The sequence below is a fragment of the Streptomyces tubbatahanensis genome (genome assembly GCF_022699385.1).
Classification (GTDB): domain Bacteria; phylum Actinomycetota; class Actinomycetes; order Streptomycetales; family Streptomycetaceae; genus Streptomyces; species Streptomyces diacarni.
This window is the reverse complement of sequence record NZ_CP093846.1, coordinates 7,702,444-7,727,313: the sequence shown is the minus strand read 5'-3', so window position 1 is coordinate 7,727,313 and position 24,870 is coordinate 7,702,444. Positions and strand designations below refer to the sequence as shown.

The 24,870-nt window shown below is 70.0% G+C and carries 17 protein-coding genes; 3 read left to right on the top strand and 14 right to left on the bottom strand.

Features of this window, described 5'->3' with window-relative positions; translation table 11 throughout:
• Nucleotides 1-60: 60 nt before the first annotated feature.
• Nucleotides 61-207, bottom strand: coding sequence for a hypothetical protein (locus MMF93_RS33135; protein WP_242757102.1), 147 nt, complete (start codon nt 205-207; stop codon nt 61-63).
• An 819-nt stretch (nt 208-1,026) separates the two neighbouring features.
• On the opposite strand from MMF93_RS33135, the gene MMF93_RS33130 reads away from it, so the two are divergent.
• Nucleotides 1,027-2,724, top strand: a complete 1,698-nt coding sequence (locus MMF93_RS33130) for an ABC transporter substrate-binding protein (RefSeq protein WP_242757100.1) — start codon at nt 1,027-1,029, stop codon at nt 2,722-2,724.
• A gap of 28 nt (nt 2,725-2,752) precedes the next feature.
• Here MMF93_RS33130 and MMF93_RS33125 read toward each other — a convergent pair whose 3' ends face one another.
• The 11 genes from MMF93_RS33125 to MMF93_RS33070 all read right to left on the bottom strand — a co-directional run bounded on the left by MMF93_RS33125 (nt 2,753) and on the right by MMF93_RS33070 (nt 18,747).
• Nucleotides 2,753-3,475, bottom strand: coding sequence for an SDR family NAD(P)-dependent oxidoreductase (locus MMF93_RS33125; protein WP_242757098.1), 723 nt, complete (start codon nt 3,473-3,475; stop codon nt 2,753-2,755).
• Complete coding sequence (locus MMF93_RS33120; RefSeq protein ID WP_242757096.1) at nt 3,472-4,308, bottom strand: polysaccharide deacetylase family protein; 837 nt, start codon at nt 4,306-4,308, stop codon at nt 3,472-3,474. The genes MMF93_RS33125 and MMF93_RS33120 overlap by 4 nt, the downstream gene beginning before the upstream one ends.
• Complete coding sequence (locus tag MMF93_RS33115; protein WP_242757094.1) at nt 4,305-5,504, bottom strand: C45 family autoproteolytic acyltransferase/hydrolase; 1,200 nt, start codon at nt 5,502-5,504, stop codon at nt 4,305-4,307. The genes MMF93_RS33120 and MMF93_RS33115 overlap by 4 nt, the downstream gene beginning before the upstream one ends.
• Complete coding sequence (locus MMF93_RS33110; protein ID WP_242757092.1) at nt 5,501-6,811, bottom strand: MFS transporter; 1,311 nt, start codon at nt 6,809-6,811, stop codon at nt 5,501-5,503. Before MMF93_RS33110 ends, MMF93_RS33115 begins: the two co-directional genes overlap by 4 nt.
• A 70-nt stretch (nt 6,812-6,881) precedes the next feature.
• Complete coding sequence (locus MMF93_RS33105) at nt 6,882-7,622, bottom strand: SDR family NAD(P)-dependent oxidoreductase (RefSeq protein ID WP_242757090.1); 741 nt, start codon at nt 7,620-7,622, stop codon at nt 6,882-6,884.
• 992 nt (nt 7,623-8,614) lie between these two features.
• A complete protein-coding gene (locus MMF93_RS33095; RefSeq protein WP_242757088.1) occupies nt 8,615-10,420 on the bottom strand; it encodes a sulfatase in 1,806 nt (601 codons plus the stop codon).
• On the bottom strand, nt 10,417-12,348 hold the full coding sequence (locus MMF93_RS33090) for a glycoside hydrolase family 2 protein (RefSeq protein WP_242757086.1): 1,932 nt from the start codon (nt 12,346-12,348) through the stop codon (nt 10,417-10,419). Before MMF93_RS33090 ends, MMF93_RS33095 begins: the two co-directional genes overlap by 4 nt.
• 93 nt (nt 12,349-12,441) lie before the next feature.
• On the bottom strand, nt 12,442-15,438 hold the full coding sequence (locus MMF93_RS33085) for an alpha-mannosidase (protein ID WP_242757889.1): 2,997 nt from the start codon (nt 15,436-15,438) through the stop codon (nt 12,442-12,444).
• 179 nt (nt 15,439-15,617) lie between these two features.
• Entirely contained in the window at nt 15,618-16,502 is an 885-nt protein-coding gene (locus tag MMF93_RS33080) for a carbohydrate ABC transporter permease (RefSeq protein WP_242757084.1), read from the bottom strand.
• On the bottom strand, nt 16,502-17,413 hold the full coding sequence (locus tag MMF93_RS33075) for a carbohydrate ABC transporter permease (RefSeq protein ID WP_242757082.1): 912 nt from the start codon (nt 17,411-17,413) through the stop codon (nt 16,502-16,504). Before MMF93_RS33075 ends, MMF93_RS33080 begins: the two co-directional genes overlap by 1 nt.
• On the bottom strand, nt 17,410-18,747 hold the full coding sequence (locus MMF93_RS33070; RefSeq protein WP_242757080.1) for an ABC transporter substrate-binding protein: 1,338 nt from the start codon (nt 18,745-18,747) through the stop codon (nt 17,410-17,412). The genes MMF93_RS33075 and MMF93_RS33070 overlap by 4 nt, the downstream gene beginning before the upstream one ends.
• A 289-nt stretch (nt 18,748-19,036) precedes the next feature.
• On the opposite strand from MMF93_RS33070, the gene MMF93_RS33065 reads away from it, so the two are divergent.
• Both MMF93_RS33065 and MMF93_RS33060 read left to right on the top strand, forming a co-directional pair.
• Nucleotides 19,037-20,254 carry an ROK family transcriptional regulator gene (locus tag MMF93_RS33065; protein ID WP_242757078.1) on the top strand — a complete coding sequence of 406 codons (1,218 nt, stop codon included), beginning with the start codon at nt 19,037-19,039 and terminating at the stop codon, nt 20,252-20,254.
• 171 nt (nt 20,255-20,425) lie between these two features.
• A complete protein-coding gene (locus MMF93_RS33060; protein ID WP_242757076.1) occupies nt 20,426-21,169 on the top strand; it encodes a VOC family protein in 744 nt (247 codons plus the stop codon).
• 218 nt (nt 21,170-21,387) lie between these two features.
• Here the strand turns inward: MMF93_RS33060 and MMF93_RS33055 are convergent, their stop codons facing one another.
• Together MMF93_RS33055 and MMF93_RS33050 are read right to left on the bottom strand one after the other, a co-directional pair.
• Nucleotides 21,388-22,515, bottom strand: a complete 1,128-nt coding sequence (locus MMF93_RS33055) for a hypothetical protein (RefSeq protein WP_242757074.1) — start codon at nt 22,513-22,515, stop codon at nt 21,388-21,390.
• A 344-nt stretch (nt 22,516-22,859) separates the two neighbouring features.
• On the bottom strand, nt 22,860-24,659 hold the full coding sequence (locus MMF93_RS33050) for an ATP-binding SpoIIE family protein phosphatase (protein WP_242757072.1): 1,800 nt from the start codon (nt 24,657-24,659) through the stop codon (nt 22,860-22,862).
• Between the last annotated feature and the right edge of the window lie 211 nt (nt 24,660-24,870).

Sequence of the window (24,870 nt, the reverse complement as noted above, 5' to 3'; positions counted from 1 at the left end):
GGGCGTCCGGGCCCGGACGCCGGCGCACGGCCTGTGCGCCTCACCGCGCGAGGCGCCGTCTCAGTCCTGCAGTCCGAGCGCCTTAAGGATGTCGGCGGGCTCGGCGCGGCGTGAGCAGTCCGGGTGGACGTCAAGCCAGCAGATGACGCTGCTCCCCGCGCCCGCGCGGATGTTCCCGCCGTTGGCAGCAGCGACGCGCCCGGTCACGTGCGGCTCGGCGGTCGCGCAATGCCTCCTCGTACCGGCCCCGCGACCAGAACCGCCTCCTGCTCGCCGACGCCGACCGGGGCGCGCCCGATCGCCGACTCCTGCATTCCCCACCCGGCCCCCGGGCCGAGCAGCCCAGCAGGAAGAGCGCACGTCCCACCGCAGCGTCACGGCCGGAGAATCCCGCCAAGGAGCCGAACCGCAGCCGCGACGAGCGGCAGGCACGCCGCGCCGCTGTGACCGACGCCCGTATGCTGTTGCCGCTTCTTCGCCGCCGCGGCCCGCACTGTCGTAGGTGTGGGTGCGCTTGAGGTCCTCTACCGCGTCGGTGACGGTACGGATCTTCGTGCCGTCGACGGTTTTGCCGCCCGAGGCCGTCAAGGAGGTCAGGCGGTTCGCTTCGCCGCAGCGGTACTGGTCTTGCCGCCGGGGGCTTCGTAGGTTTCGACGTTGCCGTCGGCGATGTAGGTCAGCACCGTCTGGGACCCGTCCCGGCCTCGTCGGTTGCCTCCCCTGCTTCGGCCGGTAGGATCGCTGCCCGGACGCCATTTCTCGTGCTCGTTCGTACAGCGCAGCAGCCATCGATCTCGGAGCCCAAGCGACCGTTTCCCGACGTAGAGTCGGTTACACAACGTGGTCGCGTGGCTGTCCTGAGGGGTACTGCCGTCCTCCGGGCGCTTGTGAGCCAGGTGCCTCCATAGGCGCCCGTCTCACAGGGAGCGCTCGCGACAGAGGCAGCCCCAGCACCACGAGGGATCGAGGGTCCGGCCGGCGGACGTCTCCACGGGGCCGGTCCGTGGGTGTGGAGAGGAGGCCAGGGTGAGAAAGCTGGAGGAGTCGTCCGCTCCTTCGCCCGGGTCCCGGCGGTGGTTGCAGCCGGTGGACGGGCAGGGCAGTGGGAGTGATCCTGAGTTCTTCGCCTCGCGGCCCGATCTGGTGCTCGTCGCCCGGCGGGCGGCACATGTTCTGCCCGGCCTGAGCCTGCGCTACCTGGACATCACCGGGAACACGGTGCGCCGTGTCAGCCTCGACGTGCCGGATGCCGGTCGTGGCGTGGTGCGGCTCGACGTCCACGACACCGAGGCACCGTTCGGGCTCACCATCCGGGAATTGGAGGTCGCCACCTGCGTTGCCGGAGGGCTGGGCAATCAGGAGATCGCCACCGTGCTGTCCTGTTCGCGGCGTACCGTCGCCACCCACCTCGAGCACGTCTTCGCCAAGCTCGGAGTACGGACCCGGGCGTCCGTGGCGACGCTGATCGCCGCGGAGGACGCTTACGTCTCCCCCTTGCCAACCTCCGCCCTCGTGCTGCCCCCGGCGCTGCTCGGTGTGCTCGATGACGAGGAACCGGCGCGGCGCCCGGCCACGTCCCGGCCGCCCGCGCGGCGGCCCGCGGTCCTCGCCTCCGTGTACCCGGCCGACCCCCTGGCAGATACCCAGGTCCTGGCGATGCGGCGGGGCGCCCGTCTGGCCGTGGGAGAGATCTCGGCGCGTGGTGGTGTGTCCGGTCGTGAGCTCGAGCATGTGACCGTGTCCGTGGCGCCGGACGAACTCTTGAGCACCGTGAGGGATCTCATGGAGCGCGGAGTGGACGGCATCGTGTTCGGGAACTTCCCGCTGCCGGTCACCTTGCCGGCGCTCGCCGCCGCCAACGCGTCCGGTACGCCGGTGCTGCACAGCATGACCGGGCAGGCGCTGTCCGAGAGGGTGCGCGCCGACCCGGCCGGTCTGGGCGCGGTCTTCCAGGTCTGCTCCACCGAGTCGGCGTACGTGCCGGGCCTGCTACGCACCGTAGGGGACCTGGAGGACCGTGGCGCTTTCCGGCCGCGGCGTCGGCGGCTCGCCGTGCTGCAGCGGGAGAGCACCTTCGACCCGGGTGTCGTCGAGCGCGTGCAGCGGCAGGCCGACGACGCCGGGTGGGAACTGGTGTTCTTGGAGTCGGTGGCCGACGCGGCCCTGGACTTCTCCGACATCGTCTCCCGCCTTGAGCTGGCGGATCCCGACCTGGTGTCGCTGTCGATCTTTCCGGAGCCGACCCTGCGCGCCTTCCTGGAGGCCGCCGCCGGGCTGCGGGAGAGCGCCACGTTCCACGCGGCGTGGTCCCCGGCCGCCCCGGAGTTCTCCCGGCGGTTGGGTGGGCTCAGCGAGGGACTGCTGTGGTCGACGGTGATCGGTAACGTGGACAGCCCGCTGTGCACCGCGTTCGAGCAGCGGTTCCGCGCCGCGTTCGGCGCGGATCCGGGGCCCGCCGCCGCGGCCGTGCACTACGACATGGTCAATGTGCTGGCGCAGGCGTGGAGCCGTGTCAGCCGGCCATGGGACTTCGTTGCCGTACGTGAACAGCTGCGCACGTCAGCATCGTTCGGTGTGACGGGTGCCCACAAGTTCGTGGGGCGGGGCCAGCGGGGTCTCAGTTATCCGGACGAGACGGGCGACCCCGCCAGCGGGCATCCGCACCTCATCTACCGGATTACCGGCGGCTCCCACCAGCGACTGGCGCCGCCCCTAGCCGGCTGAGCCGGAGCGACCGGCTCAGCCGGAGTGGTCAGCTGAGCCAGTTCGGTGCTGTGAGCGTGCCGACGCCGTCGCCTCCGTCGACCGGAACCGTGCGCCCGTTGACCCAGCCGGCGTCCGGGCCGAGCAGCCAGCACAGGACCGCGGCGATGTCACCGGGGCGCCCGACCCGCCCGCGTACGGAGGCCTGCGTCAGCGCGTCCACGTAGGCACGCGGGACGGGGTTGACGGCCGACCGCACGTCAACGAAGCCGGGGGCCACCGCGCAGCAGCGGATGCCGTCGCGGCCGTGCTCCAGCGCGATCCCGCGCACAAGGGCGTCGAGCGCCGCCTTGGACGCGGCGTAGACGGCTGTGCCGAGCCTGGCTCGGGCGGCGGCGCCGCTGCTCACGAACAGCAGTGTCCCGGGGCGCCCCTCGGCCCGGCATCGGCGCACGAACTCCGTCCCCGCGCTCAGCGCCGAGCGTGTGTTCACGGCCATGACCCGATCGAACAGTTCCTCGTCGCTCTCGACGACGGGCGCGGCGGGGAACACCCCCGCCGCGTGCACCAGCGCGTCGAAGCCACCCTGCCGCGACCAGAGCCGCGCTACATGCTCCGCCACCACTCCCCCGCGGGACAGGTCGACCTCCGGGAGATCCGTGCCGGTGACCGACCAGCCGTCCGCCGTGAGCCGGTCCACCACAGCGCGGCCGATGCCTCCGTTCGCGCCGATCACCAGCACCGAACGCTCCGCGCTGGTCACACCGCTCACGCCCCGACCAGTGCGGGCCGCACCCGGCGTGCCACGTCGACGCAGCGCTCGAACGTCACGTCCAGTTCGCGGCAGCCCGTGATGAAGCGCTCCAAGGCCGCCATCCGCGCGCCCCGGCCCACGACCTGCGGGTGCAGCGTCACCGTCGCCACCCCGTCGGGCACGGCCTTGGTCATGTAGCGCACATCGCGCAGGAACCGCTCGAACATCGCATCGGCGTCCTGCAGGCCGGGCATCATCAGCGGTGGCGTGCGCACGAACTCCAGGTGCGGGTAGTCGTCCAGCGTCCAGGACACCGGCAGCTCGACCACTGCCGAGTCCTGGCCGAACGCGAAAGGACCGTCGGCCGGGCAGCGGTCTTTGGTGCGGGCGACGTAGGGCTCGAAGTCGGTGCCCATCAGCGACGAGTCGTAGACGATGCCGAGCTCGGTGAGGATGTCGACGGTGTGCTCGGTGAAGTCGAAGCTGGGGGTGCGGTGTCCGGCGGGCGGGGCACCGGTCAGCCTCTCGACCAACGCCGCCGATCGGTGGTTGACCGCCAGCTCGGTGTCCCGGTCCAGCGTCGAGACCGGCTCATGGGCGTACCCGTGCAACGCGATCTCGTGCCCGGCTTCGGCGACGGCCGCGCTCTGTGCGGGGTACGTCTCCAGGGTGTGCCCGGGGATGAAGAACGTGGTCGGTACCTCGGTGCGGTGCAGCAGGGCGAGGATGCGGTCGATGGCGTAGGCGCCGAACTCGCCGCGGGAGACCGGGCCCGGGGTGGTCTGGCCGCGCGCCATCCACAGCGAGATGGCGTCGAAGTCGAAGGTCAGGCAGACGGTTCCACGGCTCATGCGGGTATCTCCTCGCTCGGTGCGGTGGCGGTGTTCTGCGATTCGGGGAGGAACTCCAGGGGGGCGGGGGTGGGGTCGTCGAACAATGTGTCCAGCTCCCAGCGGGCGTAGCCGTGCCGGCTCGGCGGGCCCGGCGCGATCCACAGCACCCGGTCGGTGAGGTCCATGACCACTGAGTAGACGGTCGCGCTGCGCTCGGCCTCCGGGGCCTCGGGGTCGGGGTGCCGGCAGATGCCGTCCGGAGACGACCACTCGTCGCGCAGGGTGGCGACGATGTCGGTGAGGCCGATCCGGCGGTCTTCGAGGGCCGGTTCCAGCAGGTGCCGGGCCCGTACGGAACGCAGGGTGGTGAGTGCGCTGGTGGCCGCCTTCTTGTCGTGCAGCGGCAGCGGTGTCTCGAAGTGGTTGGCGTGGGTGATCAGGCCGTTCTCGGGCAGCAGTGTGCCGAAGACATCCGGTGCCAGTTCGAAGTCGACGGCTTCTCCGCCGTTGCCGTCGGCGAGGAGTACGTTGCCAGAGGAGATCCGTTGGACGGGCAACAGCTTCTTGTGGGCGCCGGACATCGTCCGCGCTTGCAACGCCCCGCGCAGGAGGTAGTGGTAGGGGACTCCGGCGCCGCCCCGGTCCCGGTCGGACACCAGGAGGTTGGCGCACACTCCGAGCCCGGCGGAGTTGAGACCGCTCTTGGCGAGCATGCCCGCCTCGGCCAGCGACAGCACGCTGAAGCCGGTCTCGTCGCGGGTGGCGAGGAGGAAGGTGACTTCCGCCTGCTCGGGGTGCCAGTCCCAGTTCTGGGCGAGCAGGGTGTGCCCGTCGCCAGTGTGGCTCGGCAGCACCGACAGGGAGGTGCAGCCCTCGTCGCGGTAGCCGGTGCCGTACAGCATCTCCGTGCGCGCGTTGAGCGCGGCGAGCCGGTGGGCGGGCTGGCGCGAGCCGCTCGCCATGCCGTCAAGCATCGCGGCGATCTGAGGGGAATACGACGCGGCGATGTCCAGGTAGGTGTGTCCCCAGCGGTCGATATCGGCGTCACTGAGCCCAGCGTCGGCGCGGAAGCGGCCGAGGTACGTGTCAAGGCTGCGGGCGATGAGGTCGGCGGTGGCGTGGCCGAGAGCCTCGCCCATCTGCCGATAGCTGCCCTGGACGACGATCAGCCGCGGAGTCTGGGCGGACGTGGTGACCACGGTGGCATCTCTCATTTCAGTTCGGTTCGGTAGGTTTCGGGCATGCGGCACACGGTGACGAAGGTGATGAGGGCGGCGACCGTCGGCAGCAGGGCCACAGCGACGGCATTGCCGGTGCGGTCGATGATCAGCGTCGCGATGAAGCCAGCGGTGCCGCCGAAGGCCATGACCGAGAAGTTGTAGCCGATGCCCAGCGCCGAGTAGCGGACATTGGTGGGGAAAAGTTCGGCGAGCGCCGCAGGGCCCGGCCCGGAGAACGCGGCGATGATGAGCCCGATGAGGATCTGTCCGAGGAAGACGCCTGCCGTGTTGCCGGTCTGGAACACCAGCAGGGCGGGATAGCTCAGGAGCACGAGTCCCCCGGAGCCGATCAGCAGCAGCGGCTTGCGGCCGATCCGGTCGGACAGCACGCCGAACCCGAAGATGGCCACCGTCAGCACAACCAGGCCCACGATGTTCGACGCCTCGACAACCCCGGGGTCGATGCCGACCTCTTCGCGCAGGTGTGTCGGCAGATACGTCAGGAAGAAGAAGTAGGCGACGGTCCAGCTCACCGTGAAGAAGAAGCCGCGTGCCATGGCGTTCTTCTGGGTGCGCAGCGCAAGCCGCAGCGGGCTCGCGCTGGTCTCCCCGGCGGCCTCCTGCTCACGGAACGCGGGGGTGTCCTCCAGTCCGAATCGCAGCAGCAGCGCGACGACTGCGGTCACCGCGCCGACAAGGAACGGCACCCGCCAGCCGAAGCCCTGCATGCCCTGCTCGCTCCACAACAGCGAGTTCAGCGCCACCACACCGGCGGCCACCAGGAACCCGGCGGCGGTGCTGACCTGGTTGAGGCTGCCGAACCTGCCGCGGGTGCCCGGAGTCGCGTATTCCACCAGCATGGCCGCGGAGCCGGCCCACTCGCCGGCGACGGCGAACCCCTGGAACAGCCTCAGCACCACCAGCAGGACTGGGGCGGCGACCCCGATGGTCCCGTAGCCGGGCAGCAGCCCGATCAGGACGGTCGCCGAGCCCATCAGGATCACACTGGCCAGCAAGGCGGGCCGACGCCCCAGCTTGTCGCCGACGTGCCCGAAGAAGACCGTGCCGAGCGGACGTGCGAGGAAACCCACGGCGAACACGGCGAAGGTCGACAGGAGCGACGACACGGAGCCGCCGCCGGAGAAGAACGCAGCGCTCAGATACACCGTCGAGTAGGCGTAGACGAGGTTGTCGTACTGCTCGAGCAGGTTGCCGATGCTGCCGGAGACGACGGCCCGCAGCTTGAGACCCGCCCTGGGGCCGGTGTCGGCGGCGGGTGCCTCGGTCGTTGATGCCTTCATGGTCTCTCTTCTCGGGGGAGTCTCTTGAGGGGTCCGGTGGGGGCGCGGAGCAGGCCACGTTGGTCGCAGGTCAGGAGGCGGCGAGATAGCCGCCGTCCACGGGCAGCAGCACGCCGGTGACGAACGAGGACTCGGGGCAGGCGAGGAACGTCAGGGCGTGTGCCAGCTCGTCCGTCTCGCCCGGCCGGGCCAGCGGGGCGCACTCGACGCGGGCCCGCAAGGCCTGGGGCGGCAGGTCGTCAAGGAGCGCCGTGCGGAAGACACCGGGCAGCAGGGCGTTGACGCGGATGCCGCGTGGGGCGAGCTCGACGGCGGCCACTTTGGTGAGCTGGTGCACCGCGGCCTTGCTCATCTGGTACGCGACCGTGGAGGGGACTGTGCCGTCCCCGGCGGGCGGGGTGGTGACGCCGTAAATCGAGCCCACGTTGACGATGACACCTCGGCTCCTGGCCAGGTCGTCGGCGAAGGTCTTGATGCCCCGCCACGGGCCGAAGGCGTTCACTTGAAGCACCCGCGTGAAGTCTTCGTCGCTGGTGCCGAGCAGGTCGGCGCGCGCGCTGACGCCCGCGTTGTTGACGAGCAGGTCGACCGGCCCGAACTCCGCGCGGACGTGTTCACGCAGCCGGTCCCACGACGAGGGATCGGTGACGTCGAGGTAGGCCCGGTCCGCCCGCTCGGCGTCCTCCGCGTACTGGACGTCGGCCCGCACCACGACGGCCCCGAGGCACGAGAGCCGCTCGGCCGCGGCGGCACCGATACCCCCGGCCGCGCCCGTCACTACCGCGATCTTGCCGTCCAGTTTCATGCTCATCTCTCCTGCTGTTGCTGATGGTGGGGACAGTAGGTTCGGGCAGAGGGCACAACATCGGTCATCTGACCGATGTGCGGGCGTGCAGCGGAGACCAAGGGCAGGTGAGAGGGGGGAGGGGCAATGCAACGCTCACATGGATGCTTCGAGCCGCCCAGGCCCGGGCCGACGCGGTCGGGGACATCGAATGGCTGGTGTCGGTCGACTCCACGAACACCCGGGCCCACCAGCACGCGGCCGGAGCGCGGAAAAGGGGGGCTTCGCAGCCCTGGACTCGGCCGGTCCAGAGGCGGCCTGACCAGCACAGAATCCACCTGGCCCGCGACGCCCCGGGGCGATCGCCCGCCTGCACCATCACCGGCGGGAACACCAACGACTCGACCTGGTTCACCGCCGTGATGGAAACGATCCGGTTACCCCGCTGGGACCGGGCGGCCCCGACCACATCATCGGCGACGAGGGCTACGGCTCCATGGCGATGCGCGCATGGCTGGGGCGGCTGGAAGGCCAAGGTCACCGAACAGGGCGAGGACCACTACCGCGCCCAGATCATCGGGCACGACGGCGTCATGGGCACGATGGACGCCAACGGCCACGACGCCGGCCAAGCCGGGGGTCGGCGGCGGGGGGCGAAGACAAGCTTGTCTCCGTCAGAAGTGCGGTGCGCCAGTCGGCCAGGTCACCTGCCCGTCCAGCGCCGTGTTGCTCGCCGCCCCCTGGCCGAACGGCCGGCGGGCGGCTGGACGGAGAGGTGGGTGAGCTCGGGCGGGGGCGTGTCCGTGTGCCCGGCCCTGGAGGCGAAGGTGCGGGCGGCGGCGGCTTCCAGGCCGGTAAGCCTTCACGTACTCGTGCCCCTCCATCCGTGTCCAGGTACGGGGCCTGGTTCGCGGCCAAGGCGTTCGCGCCGGTGGTGGCAGGCGGCCATGTGTGGCCGCCTGCCCTCGCTTCCGACGGACGGAATCCGCCCGGAGACCGCGTCGCGCATCTTCGTCGTCTCAGTTCCGGGGGAAGAGGCGCGCGAGTTCGTTCGCCAGTCCGGTCAGCTGGTCGCGGCCGGGCTGTCCGGTGGCGGCGGCCAGTTGGAGCAGCGACGTGGAACCCCGGATCGTCAGCAGTTCGGAGTCGGTGAGGCCGGGCACGAAACGGCGCACCGCTTCGACGGCCACCGGGTCGGACAGCAGTACGGCCAGCGGCGTACGCAGGCCGAGTCTGCCCTCGGGGAACTCGTCGGCCCGCGGCGCGTGCTCCAGCGCCGCCGACTGCCGTGGCTGCCCCCGGTGCGCGGCGAGCTGAAGGTGTGCCGTGGTCACCTCACCCGGCGTGTGGGGCAGGCCGAGGCGCTCGTACTGGTCCGGTGGAGCGTCGCCGTCGCGAAGCTGCTCCACCAGCAGGCGGATCATGCGCAGCTCCACGTCGTCGTCCACGACCGGCCGCTCCTGCTGGGGGTCGTCGGCCAGGTCGTACAGCAGGGCTCCGAACCGTGAGGGGTCGAAGCCGGGTGCTGTTCTGGCGGGGACCCGCAGTGTTCGGACGCCCTTGGTGAAGTCGAAGGGCTCCGCCAGTTCCGCGTCGGCCAGTTCTGCGGGGGTGAAGCGGCCCCGCCCGTGTGTGGGCATCAGGGTGTGTTCGTAGAGGGGCTGGTTCGTCGCGTCGTGGCAGGAGCGCATGTAGACCCAGCGGCCGTCGGTGATGTTGACGTGGCCGCCGAACATGCCGAAGACCGCGGACTCACGCAGCGGGACCTCGCCGAGGGAGCCGTCGGTCGCTTCGCCCAGGGGGCGGCCCTGCATGTCGGGGGTGCGGTCGACGCCGAACAACTCCAGCAGTGTCGGGGCGATGTCGATGGTCTGGACGAGGCCGGAATGGCGGCTGCCCGCGTGTGCGGGGCGCCGCGGGTCCCACACGAACAGGGGGATGTTCGACAGCTCGTTGTACCAGGGCTGGACGAGCTTGCCCCACCAGCCCTTCTCGCCGAGCAACAGCCCGTGGTCGGTGCAGACGATCAGCAGGGTGTCGTCCCACAGGCCGTGCTCGTCCATCGCGTCCAGGACTCGGCCCAGCGAGTTGTCGCACATGGACAGCAGTGCCGCGTACTCGAAGCGTGCGTGGGTGGCCTGTTCTTCGGTCTCGGTGACCTTGGTGTAGTCGGGCCAGTCGAAGTGCGGGCCCTCGTAGTCGTGCAGGTAGAGGTCTTTGTAGCTCTTGTGCGTGAAGAAGGGCTCGTGTGGGTCGAAGGTCTCGATCTGCACGAACCAGTTGTCCTGGTCCCGGTTGGCGCGCAGGAACTCCAGCCCCGCGTCGAAGGTGAGCGTCTGCGGGTGCTTGTCCTCGGTGTCCATGTGCGCGCGGTTGATCCAGTCCTGGCGCCACAGATCGTTGCGGTTGCTGTGCAGGTCCTCGGGCGGCACGGGGTCGGCCACCTGCCCTTTCCAGGCATCGCCCTCCTGGCCCCGGAAGAACTCCCAGGTGTTGTAGCGCCCGTGGTAGGTGGCGCCGCCGTCCTCCCAGTAGTGCTGGTGGTCGCTCACCAGGTGGGTGTACACACCGTGCTGCTTGAGCATCTCGGGCATGGAGTCGTCGAACGGTTCCAGCGGGCCCCAGCTCCGGTGCAGGAAGTTGTGTCTGCCCGTGTGCAGTTCGCGGCGCGCCGGCATGCAGGGCATCGACCCCACGTAGCAGTTGTCGTACGTGGTGGACAGGGCGGCGAGGCGCGCGAAGTTCGGGGCGTGGATCCAGTCCGCGCCGTAGGGAGGCAGCATGTGCCGGTTCAGGCTGTCGAACATGACCATGACGGCTTTCATGCGTGTGCTCCTCCCGCCGGGTCTGGTCCTTCCGTGGGGCCTGGCGCTTCCGCGGGGCGTCGCCCGTCCCTGCCGTCGGAGGCGTCGTTGCCGGCGCGCTGCTGCCTTGCGTCGGCTTCGATGGCCGCGCGGCGGAGTTGAGCCGCGCGGATGCGCTGGATGTCGAACTTCTCCGATCTGTCGAATCCGTAGATTCCGTTCTGTTCCTGGAAGACGTCGGTCAGCTGCGTGTAGCAGTAGCCGAACATGTCCGGATGGCCGAGCAGCACACCGACGAGTCCGTCGAACCGGGTGTGGAACTCCTCGACGCTGCGTACGCGGTCGCCATAGCCCCAGGATCCGGTGGCCGTCTGCGGCCGCCCGGCTTCGACGGGGTTCCACCAGATGCCGCCGAACTCGCTGACGAAGAAGGGCTGTCCCCGGTAGCCGATGGACCAGGACTGACCAGTGGTGTCCGACCGGTTCACGTAGGGCTCGCCGTCGGCGAGTGCGCTGTGCGCGGCGGCGAAGGCTTCCGGGTCCTGTTCGTAGTCGTGGCTGTCGAACACGTCGGACTCGGCGATCCGGTGTGCGTAGCCGGAGGTGTCGAGGACGGGCCGGGAGGTGTCGTGGGCCTTGGTGGCCAGGAACATGGCGCGCATCACGTCATCCAGTGCGGTGATTCTGTCGCCGTAGTCCTGCCAGGTCTCGTTCATCGGGCACCAGCCGATGATCGCCGGGTGGGAGTGGTCCCTCTCGAGTACCTCCAGCCATTCCTGGACGTACGACGCGTCCGGTTGCTGGTTGGTGGACTGGCCCTCGCCCGTGTTGCAGCCCCAGTCGCCGAACTCGCCCCACACCAGGTAGCCCAGCCGGTCGGCGTGGTAGAGGTAGCGCTCTTCGAAGACCTTCTGGTGCAGTCGTGCGCCGTTGAAGCCGGCCGCCTGGCCGAGCTGGATGTCGCGCACGAGATCGGCGTCGGTGGGCGCGGTCATCAGCCCGTCGGGGTAGTAGCCCTGGTCCAGTACCAGTCGTTGGAAGACGACATCGCCGTTGAGCCTGATCTGCTTGCCGGTGATGGCGACGCTGCGCAGCCCTGCGTACGACTCCACCGTATCGACGACACGTCCGTCCGCGTCGCGCAGTTCGACGACGAGCCCGTAGAGGTGGGGGTCGGCCGGCGACCAGAGCCGGACCCGCTCGGCTGGCAGCACCAGGCTGAGCCGGGGTGTGAGGTCGAGGTCGGCGCGCACGGTGCCGCTGACCGCCTCGCCCGCGCCGTCACTGACGCGGACGTGGACCACGCCGCCGGGCAGGTTCGCCGAGAGCGGCACCTCCACGTCGAACGCTCCTGCTGCCACGTTCGGTGTGATGCGGGGGCGGCGGATGGCGGTTGGCGGCACCGGTTCCATCCACACGGTCTGCCAGATGCCGGTGGTGCGCCTGTAGGTGGCCGCGCGGGGCGTGTAGCGCACCGACTGCTTTCCTCTGGCCTGTGGTGCCTCGGGGTCGTCGCGGGCCCGGACCACGAGAGGCACCGGCTCTCCCGCGGGTGCGGCGTCGGTGATGTCGAAGCTGAAGCCGCAGAAGCCGCCGCGGTGCCGGCCCACCTCGGTGCCGTTCACCCACACCGTCGCGTCGTGATCGACCGCGCCGAAGTGCAGCAGCACGCGGTCGCCTGCCCACTGCGGTGGGACGGTGATGGTGCGGCGGTACCAGACGGCGCGCAGGAAGTCCTGCTCGTCGACCCCCGAGAGCCGGGCCTCGGGGGCGAAGGGCACCACGATCTCGCCGGACAGCTCCCGCCCGGTCAGCCCGCGCTCCCGGCCGGTGTCGGACCGGTCGGTCTCGAATTCCCAGCTGCCGTTGAGGTTCTGCCAGCGGTCGCGCTGGAACTGCGGCCGCGGATACTCCGGCCGGGGCGGGTCGGTCCGATCGTCAGCCGGCATGGGAGCCACCTTTCCACTCAGCTGGTCTCAGTTCGTCTCAGTTCGTCTCAGTTCGTCGGCGGTTTGCCGGCAGGTGCCGCCACCCGCCGGCTCTCAGGCCACCGGGTCGCGGAACCGGAGGGTGAGCAGTTCGAACGGGCGCAACTCCAGTGCGACCCCGCCCTCGGGGGTTGCCTCGCAGAGCGCCTCGCTGTCCACGGAACGCTCCAGGAGGTCGGTGGCCACAGCCTCGCGCCAGGAGAATCGGGTGCGCACGGTGGCGCGGGAGCGATTGCCATGGGCCTCGTAGAGGCGCACGACGAGGTCACCCGAGCGGTCCTCGGCGAGTTTGACGCTCTCCACCACGACAGCGGGGTCGGAGACCTCCAGCAACGGCTGCGCCGCGGCGCCGCGCACCGCGCGCAGGGGCAGTTGCAGCGCGTACCCGTCCGCGATGGCGTCGGGGATCCCTCCGGGCCGCAGGCTGACGGAGAAGGTGTGCCGCCCCTGGTCCGCTGACGGGTCGGGATAGCGCGGCGCGCGCAGCAGGGACAGCCGCACCGTCGTCATCGGGCGGCCCGCGGGGGCCTGCGCGTTGCGGATGTCGTGTCCGTAGACGACGTCGTTGGCGAGGGCGACGCCGTATCCTGGCTCGCCGACATGGACCCACCGGTGCGCGACGGTCTCGAAGCGGGCGGTGTCCCAGGAGGTGTTCTGGTGGACCGGCCGGTGCAGGTGACCGAACTGGATCTCCGAGGTGGACCGGTCCGTCCTGATGTCCAGCGGAAAGGCGAGCTTGAGCAGTTTCTGCGACTCGTGCCAGTCGATGTCGAAGTTGTAGGTGAGCTTGCCTTCGGACAGCCGCACCCACATGGCGATCGCCGTCTCGCCGCGCTCGTGCCGCACCACGACCGCGTCGTCGGCGATGCCGACGGACACCGGTTCCACGAGGTCGTGGCCGTCGCGCTTGTCCTCGTCGTTGATGTCCCACGCGTCCCACTCGCGCGGGGTGTCGCGGAAGAGTTGCAGGACTCCGCCCGCGACGCCCTGCGGCAGCAGCTCCCGTTCTGCGGCGGTGTCGACGACCGAGACGAGAGTGCCGCGCCCGTCGATCTCGACGTGCAGCGCCCCGTCGTCGAGCACGAACCGGTCGTTCACCTGATAGGGGGCGGCCGCCTGGGGCGGCGAGGCGGGGCCGATGCCCGCCGCCGGTACGCCGTGCAGCGGGTAGGGGCCCGCGTTGGCGGCGACGGGTGCGCGGCCGTCGCCGCCTTCCCCCTCTCCCCCGCTGTCAGTGCCGCCGAGTGCGTCGAGCGCGCTCGTCACCAGGGCCTGCAGCTCGCTCTCCACCCGGTCGTAGTCCCGCTCGGCGTCCTGGTGGACCCAGGCGATCGACGTGCCCGGCAGGATGTCGTGGAACTGGAGCAGCAGCACCGTCTCCCAGATCCGCCGCAGCTCGTCGTACGGGTAAGGGGCGTTGCCGCGCAGAGCAGCCGTCGCCGCCCACAGCTCGGCCTCCCTCAGCAGGGCCTCGCTGCGCCGGTTGCCCCGCTTGCTCCGCGCGTGCGAGATGAGCGTGCCGCGGTGCAGTTCGAGGTACATTTCGCCGACCCACACGGGCGGCGTGGGCAGTTCGGCCTCGGCGGTGCGGAAGAAGCTGTCCGGGTCGTCCATCCGCACGCGCGGCGATCCGTCCAGGTCGTGCTTGCGCCGGGCCGCTGCCAGCATCTCCCTGGTGGGGCCGCCACCGCCGTCACCCCACCCGTACAGTCCGAGGACGTGCCGGGCCGTGCCCTTCTGCCGGAACGTCCGCTCGGTACGTGCGAGGTCCGCGGCGCCGAGATCGGAGTTGTAGGTCTCGGCGGGCGGGAAGTGGGTGAACAGCCGGGACCCGTCGATGCCTTCCCACAGGAAGCTGGAGTGGGGCATCGCGTTGGTCTCGTTCCAGGACGGTTTCTGGGTGAGGAAGTAGCGGGCGCCCGCCGCCCTGGCGATCTGCGGCAGCGCGGCGGTGTACCCGAAGGAGTCGGGCAGCCAGACCTCCTCGCTGTCCACGCCGAACTCCTCGGCGAAGAAGCGTTTGCCGAGTACGAACTGGCGGGCCAGCGCCTCACCCGAGGGCATGTTGGTGTCGGATTCGACCCACATGCCGCCGACCGGTCGGATGACACCCGCGGCCACCGCCGCCCTGACCCGTTCGAACAGAGCCGGCTGGTGTTCCTTGAGCCAGGCGTACTGCTGCGCCGAGGAGGCGGCGAACACGAACTCCGGGTGGCTCTCGCTCAGGTCCAGCACGTTGGCGAACGTCCGCGCCACCTTGCGTACGGTCTCGCGTACCGGCCACAGCCAGGCGCAGTCGATGTGGGCATGGCCGACAGCGGAGACGATGAGGGAGCTGTCGGCGGCTCGGCCCGCCAGTACGGGGGCGAGGACCTCGCGGCCGCGCGCCGCCGTGCCCGCCACGTCCTCGGGGTCCATGACGTCGACCATCCGCTCCAGCGCAACGACGATCTCGGCGCGCCGTGAGCCCTGTTCCGGCAGGACGTCGACCAGTCCGTCGAGGGCGGCAACGTCCTGCAGCAGCTCCCACACCTGCCGCTCACGCACGGCGACCGACAGCTGCTTGAGGCGGTACAGCGGCTCTTCGCCCGCGGTGGCCTTGTCGCCCATCGACGTGGGCTCGTACTCGTAGGGCACCTGCACGATCGGGTTCGCTGCGGCCTCGATCAGCAGCCTGAAGGGGCCGGCCTCGGGGAGGGGGACCCAGGAATTGTAGGGCTCGATCGCTTTGACGATCTCTCCGTCGGGGCGGTAGACCATCGCCTCGGCCTGGAAGCCGGGCTGATCTCCGGTGAACCCCAGATCGACGACGAGTTCGGTTTCCTCGCCGGCCCACTCCCCCGGTACCTCGCCGCTGACCTCGAACCAGGTGGTGTCCCAGGGCCTGCCCCACGCCTGGCCGAGGGTGAAGGGCGCGAACCGCTCTTTGACCGCCTCGGCGAACGGCACGGGCTCACCCCCGACCGTCCACGCGGCGATCCGGACCTCACGGGTGTCGCGGTGGACAGCGGGCCGGATCCGGAACCTGGTGAACCGCCGGACGCGCTGCATCGCCAAGGCGGTGGCGTCGAGCTGCACCCGGCCGTGCGGATTGTCGTCAGCCAAGAGAGCGTCTCCTTCTTCGTACTGCCGGTGATTTCGGTCGTGAGTGCCGCAGGGGTGCTTCAGGCTGCTTCAGGCGCAGAGGGGAGCGGTCTGCCCCCGTGAGGTGACGGGCTGGTGGCGTGGGGTCAGGCCTTGACGGCACCGCCGAGGCTGGAGCGCATCAGGTGTCGCCGCAGGAAGAGGTACAGCACGGCGGGCGGTGCCATGTAGACGACGGCGCTCGCGGCGAGGACCCCCCAGTCGACCTGGTTGAAGGCGGTGAACGAGCGGAACAGGCCGATCGAGAGCGGGTAGAGGTCGGGCGACTGCAAGAGCACGAGCGGGGTGAGGAAGTCGCCCCACACGGCCATGAACGTCAGCATGGCGGCGGCGCCGAGCCCCGGCCCTACCAGCGGCAGGATGATGCGCCGGATCGTGCCGAACCGGCTGCAGCCGTCGAGCCACGCCGCCTCTTCCAGCTGATACGGAATGGCGTCGATGGTGCCTTTGAGCAGCCACAGGGTGATCGGCAGCGCCGCCGACGCCTCGACCAGGATCAAACCGAGGTAGCTGTCGTCCAGTTCGATCCTGACCATCAGCAGGTACAGGGCGACGATCGTCGCGGGTGGCGGGATCACCCGGATCAGCAGGATCGCGAACATGAAGGTTCTGCGGCCACGGAACCGGTAGCGGGAGAGCGCGTAGGCCCCGAGGACACCGCAGGCCAGATTCAGCGCGGTCGCGGCGAACGAGACGATGACGCTGTTGAGGAACAGCCGCGGGGTGGCGCCGTCGGTGAAGAACCGGACGAAGTTGTCCAGGGTGAATGCCGGAAGACTGACCGTGGGCCCGCCGTCGGCGTCCACGGCCGTGAGTGCCACCCATGCGAACGGTACGACGCAGAACAGCGCCAGCAGCACCATCAGCGCGTACTGCAGCACCCGCTGCACCACCGCCCACATGGGCTTGCGGCGACGCGGACCGACCGCTTTCGGGGCCGTCCTCGGCTCGATGGTTGTCGTGGCCGCCATCAGACCTCCACCTTGGCCAGCCGGGCGTAGGTCATGCCCAGGATCGTCAGCAGGATGAGCAGGATCACGGAGGCGGCGCTGCCCAGACCGATCTGGGAGTACTTGAAGGCGCTCTGGAAGATGTAGATGGAGGTGATCTCCGTGTCCTGACCCGGGCCGCCCTGGGTGAGGAAGTAGACCAGGCCGAAGACGCCGACCGTGGTGATGGTGGTCAGCAGCAGGTAGAGGAAGACCGGACCGCGGATCAGGGGCAGGGTGATGTGCCGGAAGACCTGCAGTGCGCTCGCGCCGTCCATCCGCGAGGCCTCGATCAGCTCGTCGGGCACGTCCTCCAGCGCGGCCTGGAACATGATCATGGCGAATGCGATACCGCGCCACACGTTGATGAGGATCACCGAGGCCATCGGGTACTCCTGCAACGGCGCCGCGGCGCCCGAACCGAACAGCCCGAGCAGCCGGTTGAACGTGCCGTCGCTCTCCGAGGAGAGCACGCTCGCCCAGGTCAACGACGCGACGACCTCGGGCACCACCATCGGCAGGAGCATCAGCGCGCCGAACAGGCCCTTACCGCGCAACCACTTCTGGCGCAGCAGCAGTGCGGCGAGCATGCCGAGCACCGTCTGGCCGATGATCGCCGACCAGAGCACGAACTCCCCCGTGCGGCCCAGCGATTCGAGAAAGTCCGCGGACCCGAGGAGATTGCGGAAGTTCTCCAGCCCGACGAACTGCGGATCGCGCGCGGCGAACCCGGTCAACTGCGTGTTGGTGAGGCCGAGATAGACGCCGTAAGCGGCCGGGGCGATCACGAAGACCGCGATCAGGAGGACCGAGGGGCCGAGCAGCAGGGGCAGCGCGGAACGCTCACGCCGGCGCCGTGTCGGCCGGGCGGCGGGATTCTTCGCCGTGGTCATTCGGCCACCCGAGTGCTGCCGAGCAGCTGCTCGGCCTCTTCGGCGAAGGCGTCGGCGGCCTGGCTGCCGTTCGCCTCACCGGCCAGGATCTTCGCTGTCGCGCTCTGGACCGCCTGGGAGATGCGGTCCTCTCCGTCACCGAGCGGTGGCTGGATGCTGGACTTCAGCTTGCCCTCCGCCTGGAGCAAGGAGGGCTCGTCGCTGTAGGGGGCGGTTCCTGCGAGCCCTGCACGCGGCGAGACGGCGCCCACCGCGGCCAGTTGCCTGGCCAGCGCCTTGCCCGAGCTCAGCCACTTCGCGAGCTCGACGGCGGCGTCGGGGTGGGCGGCGTCGGCGTTGACGCTGTAGCCGAAACCGCCACCGCTGATCGGGGCGGGTTCGGTGCCCGGCACCAGAGCCGGGTAGTCCCATGTGCCGATCTTCTCGCGGGAGTTCTTGATCGGTGCCGCCCCTTCGGGGCCCCAGTCGTACTTCCACCCCCAGCTGCCCTGGGCGGCCACCGGGAGGGTGCCCTGGGGGAACTTCTCGTACTTCGTCGGCTCCCACGGGTTCGGGTTCTGCAGGTCGCGTACCGGAAGCAGGCCGGCCTCGACGAGGTCCGCGTACAGGTCGAAGGTGGCCGAGAGGCCCTTGCTCCTGAGCTTCCACTTCCCCGACTTCTCGTCGTACAGGGTGCTGCCTGTACCGGCGACGATGGGCAGGAGGCCCTCCGTCCACGATCCGCCGCCCCAGGCGGTCCCGGCGGGGATGACGAGGGGAGCCTCACCGGTTTTGGCGCGGACCTTCTTGAGCCTGGCGATCAGCTCGTTCCAGGTGCGCGGCTGCGCGGTGTCGATGCCCAGCTGCTGCAGCACGTCCTTGCGGTAGAAGAGGCTTTGCACACTCGCTTCGTGCGGGACGGAGTAGTAGCTGCCGTCGCGCTGCCGTGCGCCCTTCTTGACGGACGGGTAGTACGCGTCCCAGCCGTCCCAGGCGCGCAGGTACGGGTCGAGTTTCAGCAGGTAGCCGGCGCCCGCCATGCCGGTCACGTTGCTGCCGCCCATGTCCACGACGTCCGGTGCCGTGCCGGAGTAGAACTGCTGCGTGATCTTGGTCCGGAACTGGTCGTCGGTGAGGATGTCCGTGACCAGCTCCACCTTGATGTGGCGTCCTTTTTTGGCCATCGCCTTCTCGAACTCCGGTATGAGGTCCTTGACGACATCGGCGCGAGCCTCCTGGAACTGCAACAACTTGACGGTCACCGGGCCGTCCTCACCGGTGGCCGAACAGGCCGTGAGCGCTCCGGTGAGCAGCAGTCCGGCCGCGACAGCGGCAAGGACACGGTTGCGCCGCATGGTCACCTCTCCTGGCCGTGGTTCGATCCCTGCTTTAATCAATCGGATTGGATAAAGTTCGGTGATGCTATGGAGCGGGCTCAACCGCCGTCAAGAGATGACGCGAAGTCCCGTAGCGTGTCCCGTGCCCCGCCGGGGCAGCACGGCGGAGTGCGATTCCCCATCCGCCTGGGAAACTTCTGCGGGGCCCGCGGGGCACGCGCCGTTCCGAGGGAGTTGAGGGAAGGCGGAGCGCAGGGGCCTTCGGGGAGGGCGTGCGAGGGTTTCCGGAGAAGGCAGGGAGGTTCGAATGCGGCGAGGCAGCAACCAGCTCCGGCTGGCGGACTACAACCAGTCGGTGGTGCTGGAGGTGGTCCGCAGGTCGCGTGGGGTGAGCCGAGCCGACCTGCAGCGCGCGACGGGTCTGAGCTCCCAGACCATCACCAACATCACGCGCCGGCTGATCGACGACCGTCTGGTCCGCGAAAGCGCACCGGGCGGCAACACGCGCGGGCGGCCGAGCATACCGCTGGTCACCGATCCGGACGGAGCCTACTCCGTCGGTGTGCACATCGACCCGGCCCGGCTGACCATCGTCCTCCTCGATCTCGACGGCGAGGTCCGGCTCGCACGCCAGGAACGCACGCCACAGGCCACGAACCCGTCCGAGGTGACCGCCTTCATCGCCGACGCCGTCGACGGTCTGATCACCAAGGCCGCCATCGCCCGCCCGCGGGTACTCGGACTGGGCATCGCCGCTCCCGGCCCGCTCGACGTCGACGCGGGGCTGTTGCTCGATCCGCCCCAGCTGCCCAACTGGCGCAACGTCCGGCTGCGCTCCGACCTGCACGAAGCGACCGGGCTGCCCGTCCTCCTCGACAAGGACGTCACGGCCGCCGCCACAGCCGAACTCCGCTCTTCCCCTGAGGCGTCGAACACCTTCCTCTTCCTCTACCTCGGGTCGGGCGTCGGCGCCTCGGTCGTGCTGGACAACCAGGTCCTGCGCGGCACGACGAACAACATCGGCGAGATCGGTGACCTGATCGTCGACCCCGATGCCGAAAGGCTGGAGTGGAGCGGCCGGCGCGGCGGTCTGGCCGCGGCGTGCGTTCCCGAGGCGCTCGTCCTCCAGGCCGCCCGCGTGGGTCTTGTGCCGCTCCCCAACCTCAGCGACTACGTCGCCATCGACGACGCCTGCTCCTCACTGTGCGCCCTGGCCTCCGCGGGAGACGGCGGCGCAGCCCGCATCCTCGACCACGCGGCACGCCGAGTAGCCGTGGGCCTCGGGGTGCTGGTGAACCTGTTGGACGTACCGCGGGTGGTGATCGGCGGCCCGCTGTGGGACCGGCTCAGCCCCGCGTTCCTCCCCGTCCTCCCCGGCGTCGTCGAGCGCGAACTCGTGGGAGCACGCGACAACATCCAGGTGCGGGGGTCCTCCGTGGGCGACCGCGTGGCCGCGCAGGGCGCCGCCGAACTGGTGGTGGATCACTTCCTCGCACCTCGCGCGTCCGCGCTGATGGTGGGCTGACGGGCCGGCAGGTGACCTGCGGCTGACGGCCCGGCATACGTCGCCGCCACGCCGTGGCGAGCGGGATGTGTGGCGGCTGCACGGCATGCGGGGTCTGAGCCGGCAGGCTCGGGCCCCGCCAGCGGTAAATGCGCGTGCCACCGGTGCGGCGTCGTACGTAGGATCACGGCCATGACGATGCGGCTGGTGCAGATTGCGATGAACGCTCAGGATGACGCCACACTCGGCCGGTTCTGGGCGGAGGCGCTCGGCTGGGGTTCCTCCGTCGAGGTGCCCGGCGTGGTGACCAACCTCGAACCCGAGGGGCTCGTCTATCCCGACCCGGCCACCGTCTACATCGATGTCATCACCGTCCCGGAGCCCAAGACGGTGAAGAACCGTGTGCACGTCGACCTCGCCACCACGTCTGCGGCACAGCACGCCGAGCTCGTCGCGCGTCTTGAGGGACTCGGCGCGACGCGGGTCGACGTGGGACAGGGCGACGTTCCGTGGACGGTTCTCGCGGACCCGGAGGGCAACGAGTTCTGCGTGGCGGAGCCTCGGGAGAGCTACCGCGACACCGGGCCGATCGCCGCGATCGTGGCCGACTGCACGGACCCGCGGGCCATGGCGCGGTTCTGGGACGAGGCGATGGACTGGACCCTGCACGAGGTGACCGACGACCATGCGGTGCTGCGCTCCGGCAAAGGCGTCGGCCCGTACCTCCGGCTCGTGCGCACGCCCGACGTCAAGACCGTGAAGAACCGGGTCCATCTCGACCTGCGCCCGTACCCCGGTGGCGACCGAGCGGCAGAAGTGGCCCGGGTGCGGGCCCTCGGCGCCACCGACATCGACCTCGGCCAGGGCGAGGACGTGCCGTGGACGTGCCTCGTCGACCCGGAGGGCAACGAGTTCGACGTACTGGCGCCGGCGTGACGCGGCGCTGGGGCCACCCCCCTGGGGTGGCCCCAGCAACCGGGGCTCGGCAGCCGGTCGAACCCCGCCACCTGCCTCGGGCACGGCAAAGACCATTGCGTTGAACAAGAACTCACTGGCGCCAGGGGGAACAGGAGGCCGCAGAGTGGCTCGCTCTTGCTCCGCCGTCCGTGGTCCTCGATTCACTCGTTGCCGGGGCTTTCCCGGTTGCCCCTCGCCTAAAGAAAGTTCCAGTGCACCCAGCCGGAGCCCGCGCGGGCGGCGGTCACGGGATACGGCTGCTGATGCGGCGGGTTCCCCACCACGTCTTCGAGGTAGTAGTAGCTGGACGGGTCCAGCCCGGAAATCGACGAGACCCGCCGCACGTAGGGGCGCCCCAGCAGGTAGCTGTCACGTGGCGTCCCGCCGCCCATCGTGTCGAACAGCGCGTGGTCGAGGTTGCTCTCCTGCCGCTGCGACAGCGCGGCGGAGTCGGCCTCCGACCGCACCAGGAACTCCGTCCCCCAAGCGGTGAGATGGGCCCGGGCCAGCCCGTAGATCAGCTCCGGCACCCGCGCGGCGCTCTCGCTGACGTTGATCGGGTCGTACTTGCCGTCGCTGGTCATGTTGCCGGCGACCGTCCCGTGCCTCCCTCGGGAGACGAACAGCCGGTAGCCGGTGGGCTGCGCCGCGCTCGGCTCGCTCGCCTCCAACGGATCCGCGAGTTGGCAGTCGTCCGCCAGTGTGCTCCAGGTCTTCCCCAGGTTCATGGTCGCGGAGCTGCCGGCCATCTTGGCGTTGGGCCGCGGCACCAGCCCGTTGAAGCCGCTGTCGAGGTGGTCCCAGGCCGTGACGCCGACATACTCGGCGACGTTCGGCGGCAGCTGGGTGATGATCCCGTACCAGTCCCCGGGGCCGGGAACAGGGTCGATCGCAAAAATGCGCACCGGCACGTCCTTGCGGCCGTACGCGTAGAGAAACCAAGCAGCCATGATGCATTCCATGCCGCCCCTGCTGTGCCCGATGAAGTTGTACGCCTCCGCGTCGCTGCGCGCCGAGAGGTTCGCGCCGTGCAGGGCGAGAGCGGCGGCCTCCTGGCCCGCCGCCTGCGACATCGTCGACCACCGATCGCCGCCGGAGTACGCCTGCGTGTTGACCAGCAGGTCCCGGGGAACGGTCAGCGGGCCGGTCAGAACCAGCGGCTCGCTGGTGTCCCGAGGCACCGCCCAGTCGTTCTCGCCCACGCCGCGCACCGTCACGCTGGGATCGGTGGCGGCCAGGTCGCCGGTGATCTCCTTGTGGATACGGACCGGGATATAACCCGTCCCGGGACTGTAGATCCTCTTGTCGCTGCCCTCGCGCGACACCTCGCCTTCGTCTCGCGTGCAAGCCGTCCCGCTGAAGCACACAGTGAGCACTTTGCCCATGAATGACCCTCCCCTCTCCCCGGCAGGCGGTCGCCTGCCCGGAACGGGACTACCCGACATCATGTGCCGTATTGGACATCCAGTCACAGATCACTCGGGTGGGTGACGAAGGGGCCCCGACCTGCGCGATGGCCTCGCTCGCTGCCGGCGCGAGGGGGTGACGCATGTGCTCCTCGGCGACCGTCCGCCGGCCAGGAGGCAAGTCAGAAAGCGCACTTCACATGGACACTCAACGGGTATGGCCGCCGCCGTCACAAAGGAGTGGCTCAGGTCCGTGGCCGAGGTCACGAAGGGACGGTCTCCGTGTCGCTGATGACGAACCAGACCGTCTTGCCTTCTGCTTCAGGGCGTACGCCCCACTGGGCGGCAAGCGCGTCCAGCAGCATCAGTCCCCGTCCGCCGGGTGCCAGTTCGCCGGGGGCGAGTTGGTGTGGCATGTCATCACCGCCGTCCGTGACGCCCACGTACAGGCTGTGTTGCGAGGTGAGGTCGGCGTGGATGCTGGCAGGCGCGTCGGTGTGCACCATGACGTTGCCGATGAGTTCCGTGGTGAGCAGGACGGCGCTGTCCACTCGGTCGGCGTCTGTCCAGTCGTGCAGGAGGCCGCTGATCTCCTGACGCGCCAAGGCGACTCCGTCGGCGCGTTCCTGCGTGACGGTCAGGGCGAGATGGCGCAGCGGGGGTTCCGCTGTGTGGTCGGCCGGATCGCGGCGCACGAGCAGCAGGGCCATGTCGTCGGCACGGGCCTCTCTGCGCCGGTCGGCATGTGGCGGCAGGGAATCGGTCACGACGCGGAGCAGACGTTCGGCCATGCCCTCCAGATCGCCGGCCGGTGCGGGTGACATGACGTCGCGGAGGCGCACCCAGCCGGTGTACATGTCGTGTCCACCGGATTCGATCAGCCCGTCGGTGCACAGCATCAGGATCTCGTCGCGGGCCAGGGCGAGTGTGGTGACGGGGTAGTCGTCTGCCTCGGGCATGAGCCCCAGGGGCAGGCCGCCGGGGATGTGTTTGAGCAGGCAGGTTCCGTCCGGCAGGCGCAGGACCGGGTGAGGGTGACCGGCGCGGGCGAGGTGGAGCTTGCCGCTGGCCGGGTCGGCTTCGGCGTAGAGGCACGTCGCGAACCGCTCGCTGTTCTGGCCGCTGAGAAAGCGGGAGGCACGGGTCAGAACGGAGTCGGGCCCGTGGCCTTCGAGGGCGTAGGCGTGCACGGCTGTGCGCAGCTGGGACATGACGCCGGCGGCGTGGACGTCGCTGCCTTCGACGTCGCCGATGACCAGCGCGAGGTTGCCGTTGTGCAGCCGGATGCAGTCGTACCAGTCGCCGCCCACCAGGAGACCGCCACCGGTGGGAACATATCGGGCGGCCACGGTCAAGCCCTGCGGGGCGACGGACTGGTCCATGCTGTGCCGGAGGCGTTGGGAGAGGGTGTATTCGGCGGCGGCCGCCTGCATGTCTTCCACGGCCGCGGTGAGCAGTTCCGCGGTCAGTGCCAGCAGATCCTGTTCGTCCGCGGCGAAGGCGACGGGCTTGCTGAAGGCGGCGAGCCACACCCCGACCAGCTCTCCCCTGACGGTGAGGGGCAAGCAGGCCCACGCCTCGTGTCCCGCGCGGGCGGCGAGCTGGTAGGTGGCGGGGAAGCGAGCCGCGTACTCGTCCAATGAGGCCAGATAGACCGGTTCGGCGGTGCGGGCCGCTTCGGCTGCCGGGTGTGCGGAGTCGAGCCGCATCCGGAAGGGTTCCTCGGCGTGGTTCAGCGGCATGTTGTGCCGGCCCATGGAACACAGTGCGTCCTCGGTGACGCTGAAAACCATCTGGCCGTCCAGGGGAAACCCCTCGTCGTGCAGTTGGGAGGCCAGCTGCAGTACGTGGTGCATCGAGGTGGCCCCGGACATGCCGTAGCCGGCTTCCAACAAGGCGGCATCCCGGCGGCGGGGGGCGGTGCGGGCGTGTGCGGGCCGTTGCGGGGGCCGGGGGTCGGCTGTGGGCGGCGCGCGGCGGATGCGCGCCGCGGTGGACAAGTCGTTGAGGGCCTCCACCTGCCTGACCTCTTCCGACTCGTCCTCGAACCGCTCCCGGCCCATCGAGGCTCCTCCCGTCCCGGTGTCGCGTCCCGTCACGGGGTCGCATGCCGTCCTGGTGCCGTGTCTCGTCTGGTGTCGCGCTGACGTCATCGTCCGACGGCGGAGAGGGGACCGCAGCTTGCGGCATCGTGGGATCCTCCGCGCAAGCGGTTCGGCCGCCGGGTGGGACGCGGCGGCGGGAGATCAGGGGCCGGTGGCCACGACCTGGGGC

Excerpts from the sequence above, each read along its gene's own strand:
- MMF93_RS33110 (WP_242757092.1), bottom strand. The coding sequence starts at position 6,811 with ATGAAGGCATCAACGACCGAGGCACCCGCCGCCGACACCGGCCCCAGG.
- MMF93_RS33115 (WP_242757094.1), bottom strand. The coding sequence starts at position 5,504 with ATGAGAGATGCCACCGTGGTCACCACGTCCGCCCAGACTCCGCGGCTG.
- MMF93_RS33120 (WP_242757096.1), bottom strand. The coding sequence starts at position 4,308 with ATGAGCCGTGGAACCGTCTGCCTGACCTTCGACTTCGACGCCATCTCG.
- MMF93_RS33060 (WP_242757076.1), top strand. The coding sequence starts at position 20,426 with ATGACGATGCGGCTGGTGCAGATTGCGATGAACGCTCAGGATGACGCC.
- MMF93_RS33105 (WP_242757090.1), bottom strand. The coding sequence starts at position 7,622 with ATGAGCATGAAACTGGACGGCAAGATCGCGGTAGTGACGGGCGCGGCC.
- MMF93_RS33080 (WP_242757084.1), bottom strand. The coding sequence starts at position 16,502 with ATGGCGGCCACGACAACCATCGAGCCGAGGACGGCCCCGAAAGCGGTC.
- MMF93_RS33050 (WP_242757072.1), bottom strand. The coding sequence starts at position 24,659 with ATGGGCCGGGAGCGGTTCGAGGACGAGTCGGAAGAGGTCAGGCAGGTG.
- MMF93_RS33090 (WP_242757086.1), bottom strand. The coding sequence starts at position 12,348 with ATGCCGGCTGACGATCGGACCGACCCGCCCCGGCCGGAGTATCCGCGG.
- MMF93_RS33070 (WP_242757080.1), bottom strand. The coding sequence starts at position 18,747 with ATGCGGCGCAACCGTGTCCTTGCCGCTGTCGCGGCCGGACTGCTGCTC.
- MMF93_RS33075 (WP_242757082.1), bottom strand. The coding sequence starts at position 17,413 with ATGACCACGGCGAAGAATCCCGCCGCCCGGCCGACACGGCGCCGGCGT.
- MMF93_RS33065 (WP_242757078.1), top strand. The coding sequence starts at position 19,037 with ATGCGGCGAGGCAGCAACCAGCTCCGGCTGGCGGACTACAACCAGTCG.
- MMF93_RS33085 (WP_242757889.1), bottom strand. The coding sequence starts at position 15,438 with ATGCAGCGCGTCCGGCGGTTCACCAGGTTCCGGATCCGGCCCGCTGTC.
- MMF93_RS33095 (WP_242757088.1), bottom strand. The coding sequence starts at position 10,420 with ATGAAAGCCGTCATGGTCATGTTCGACAGCCTGAACCGGCACATGCTG.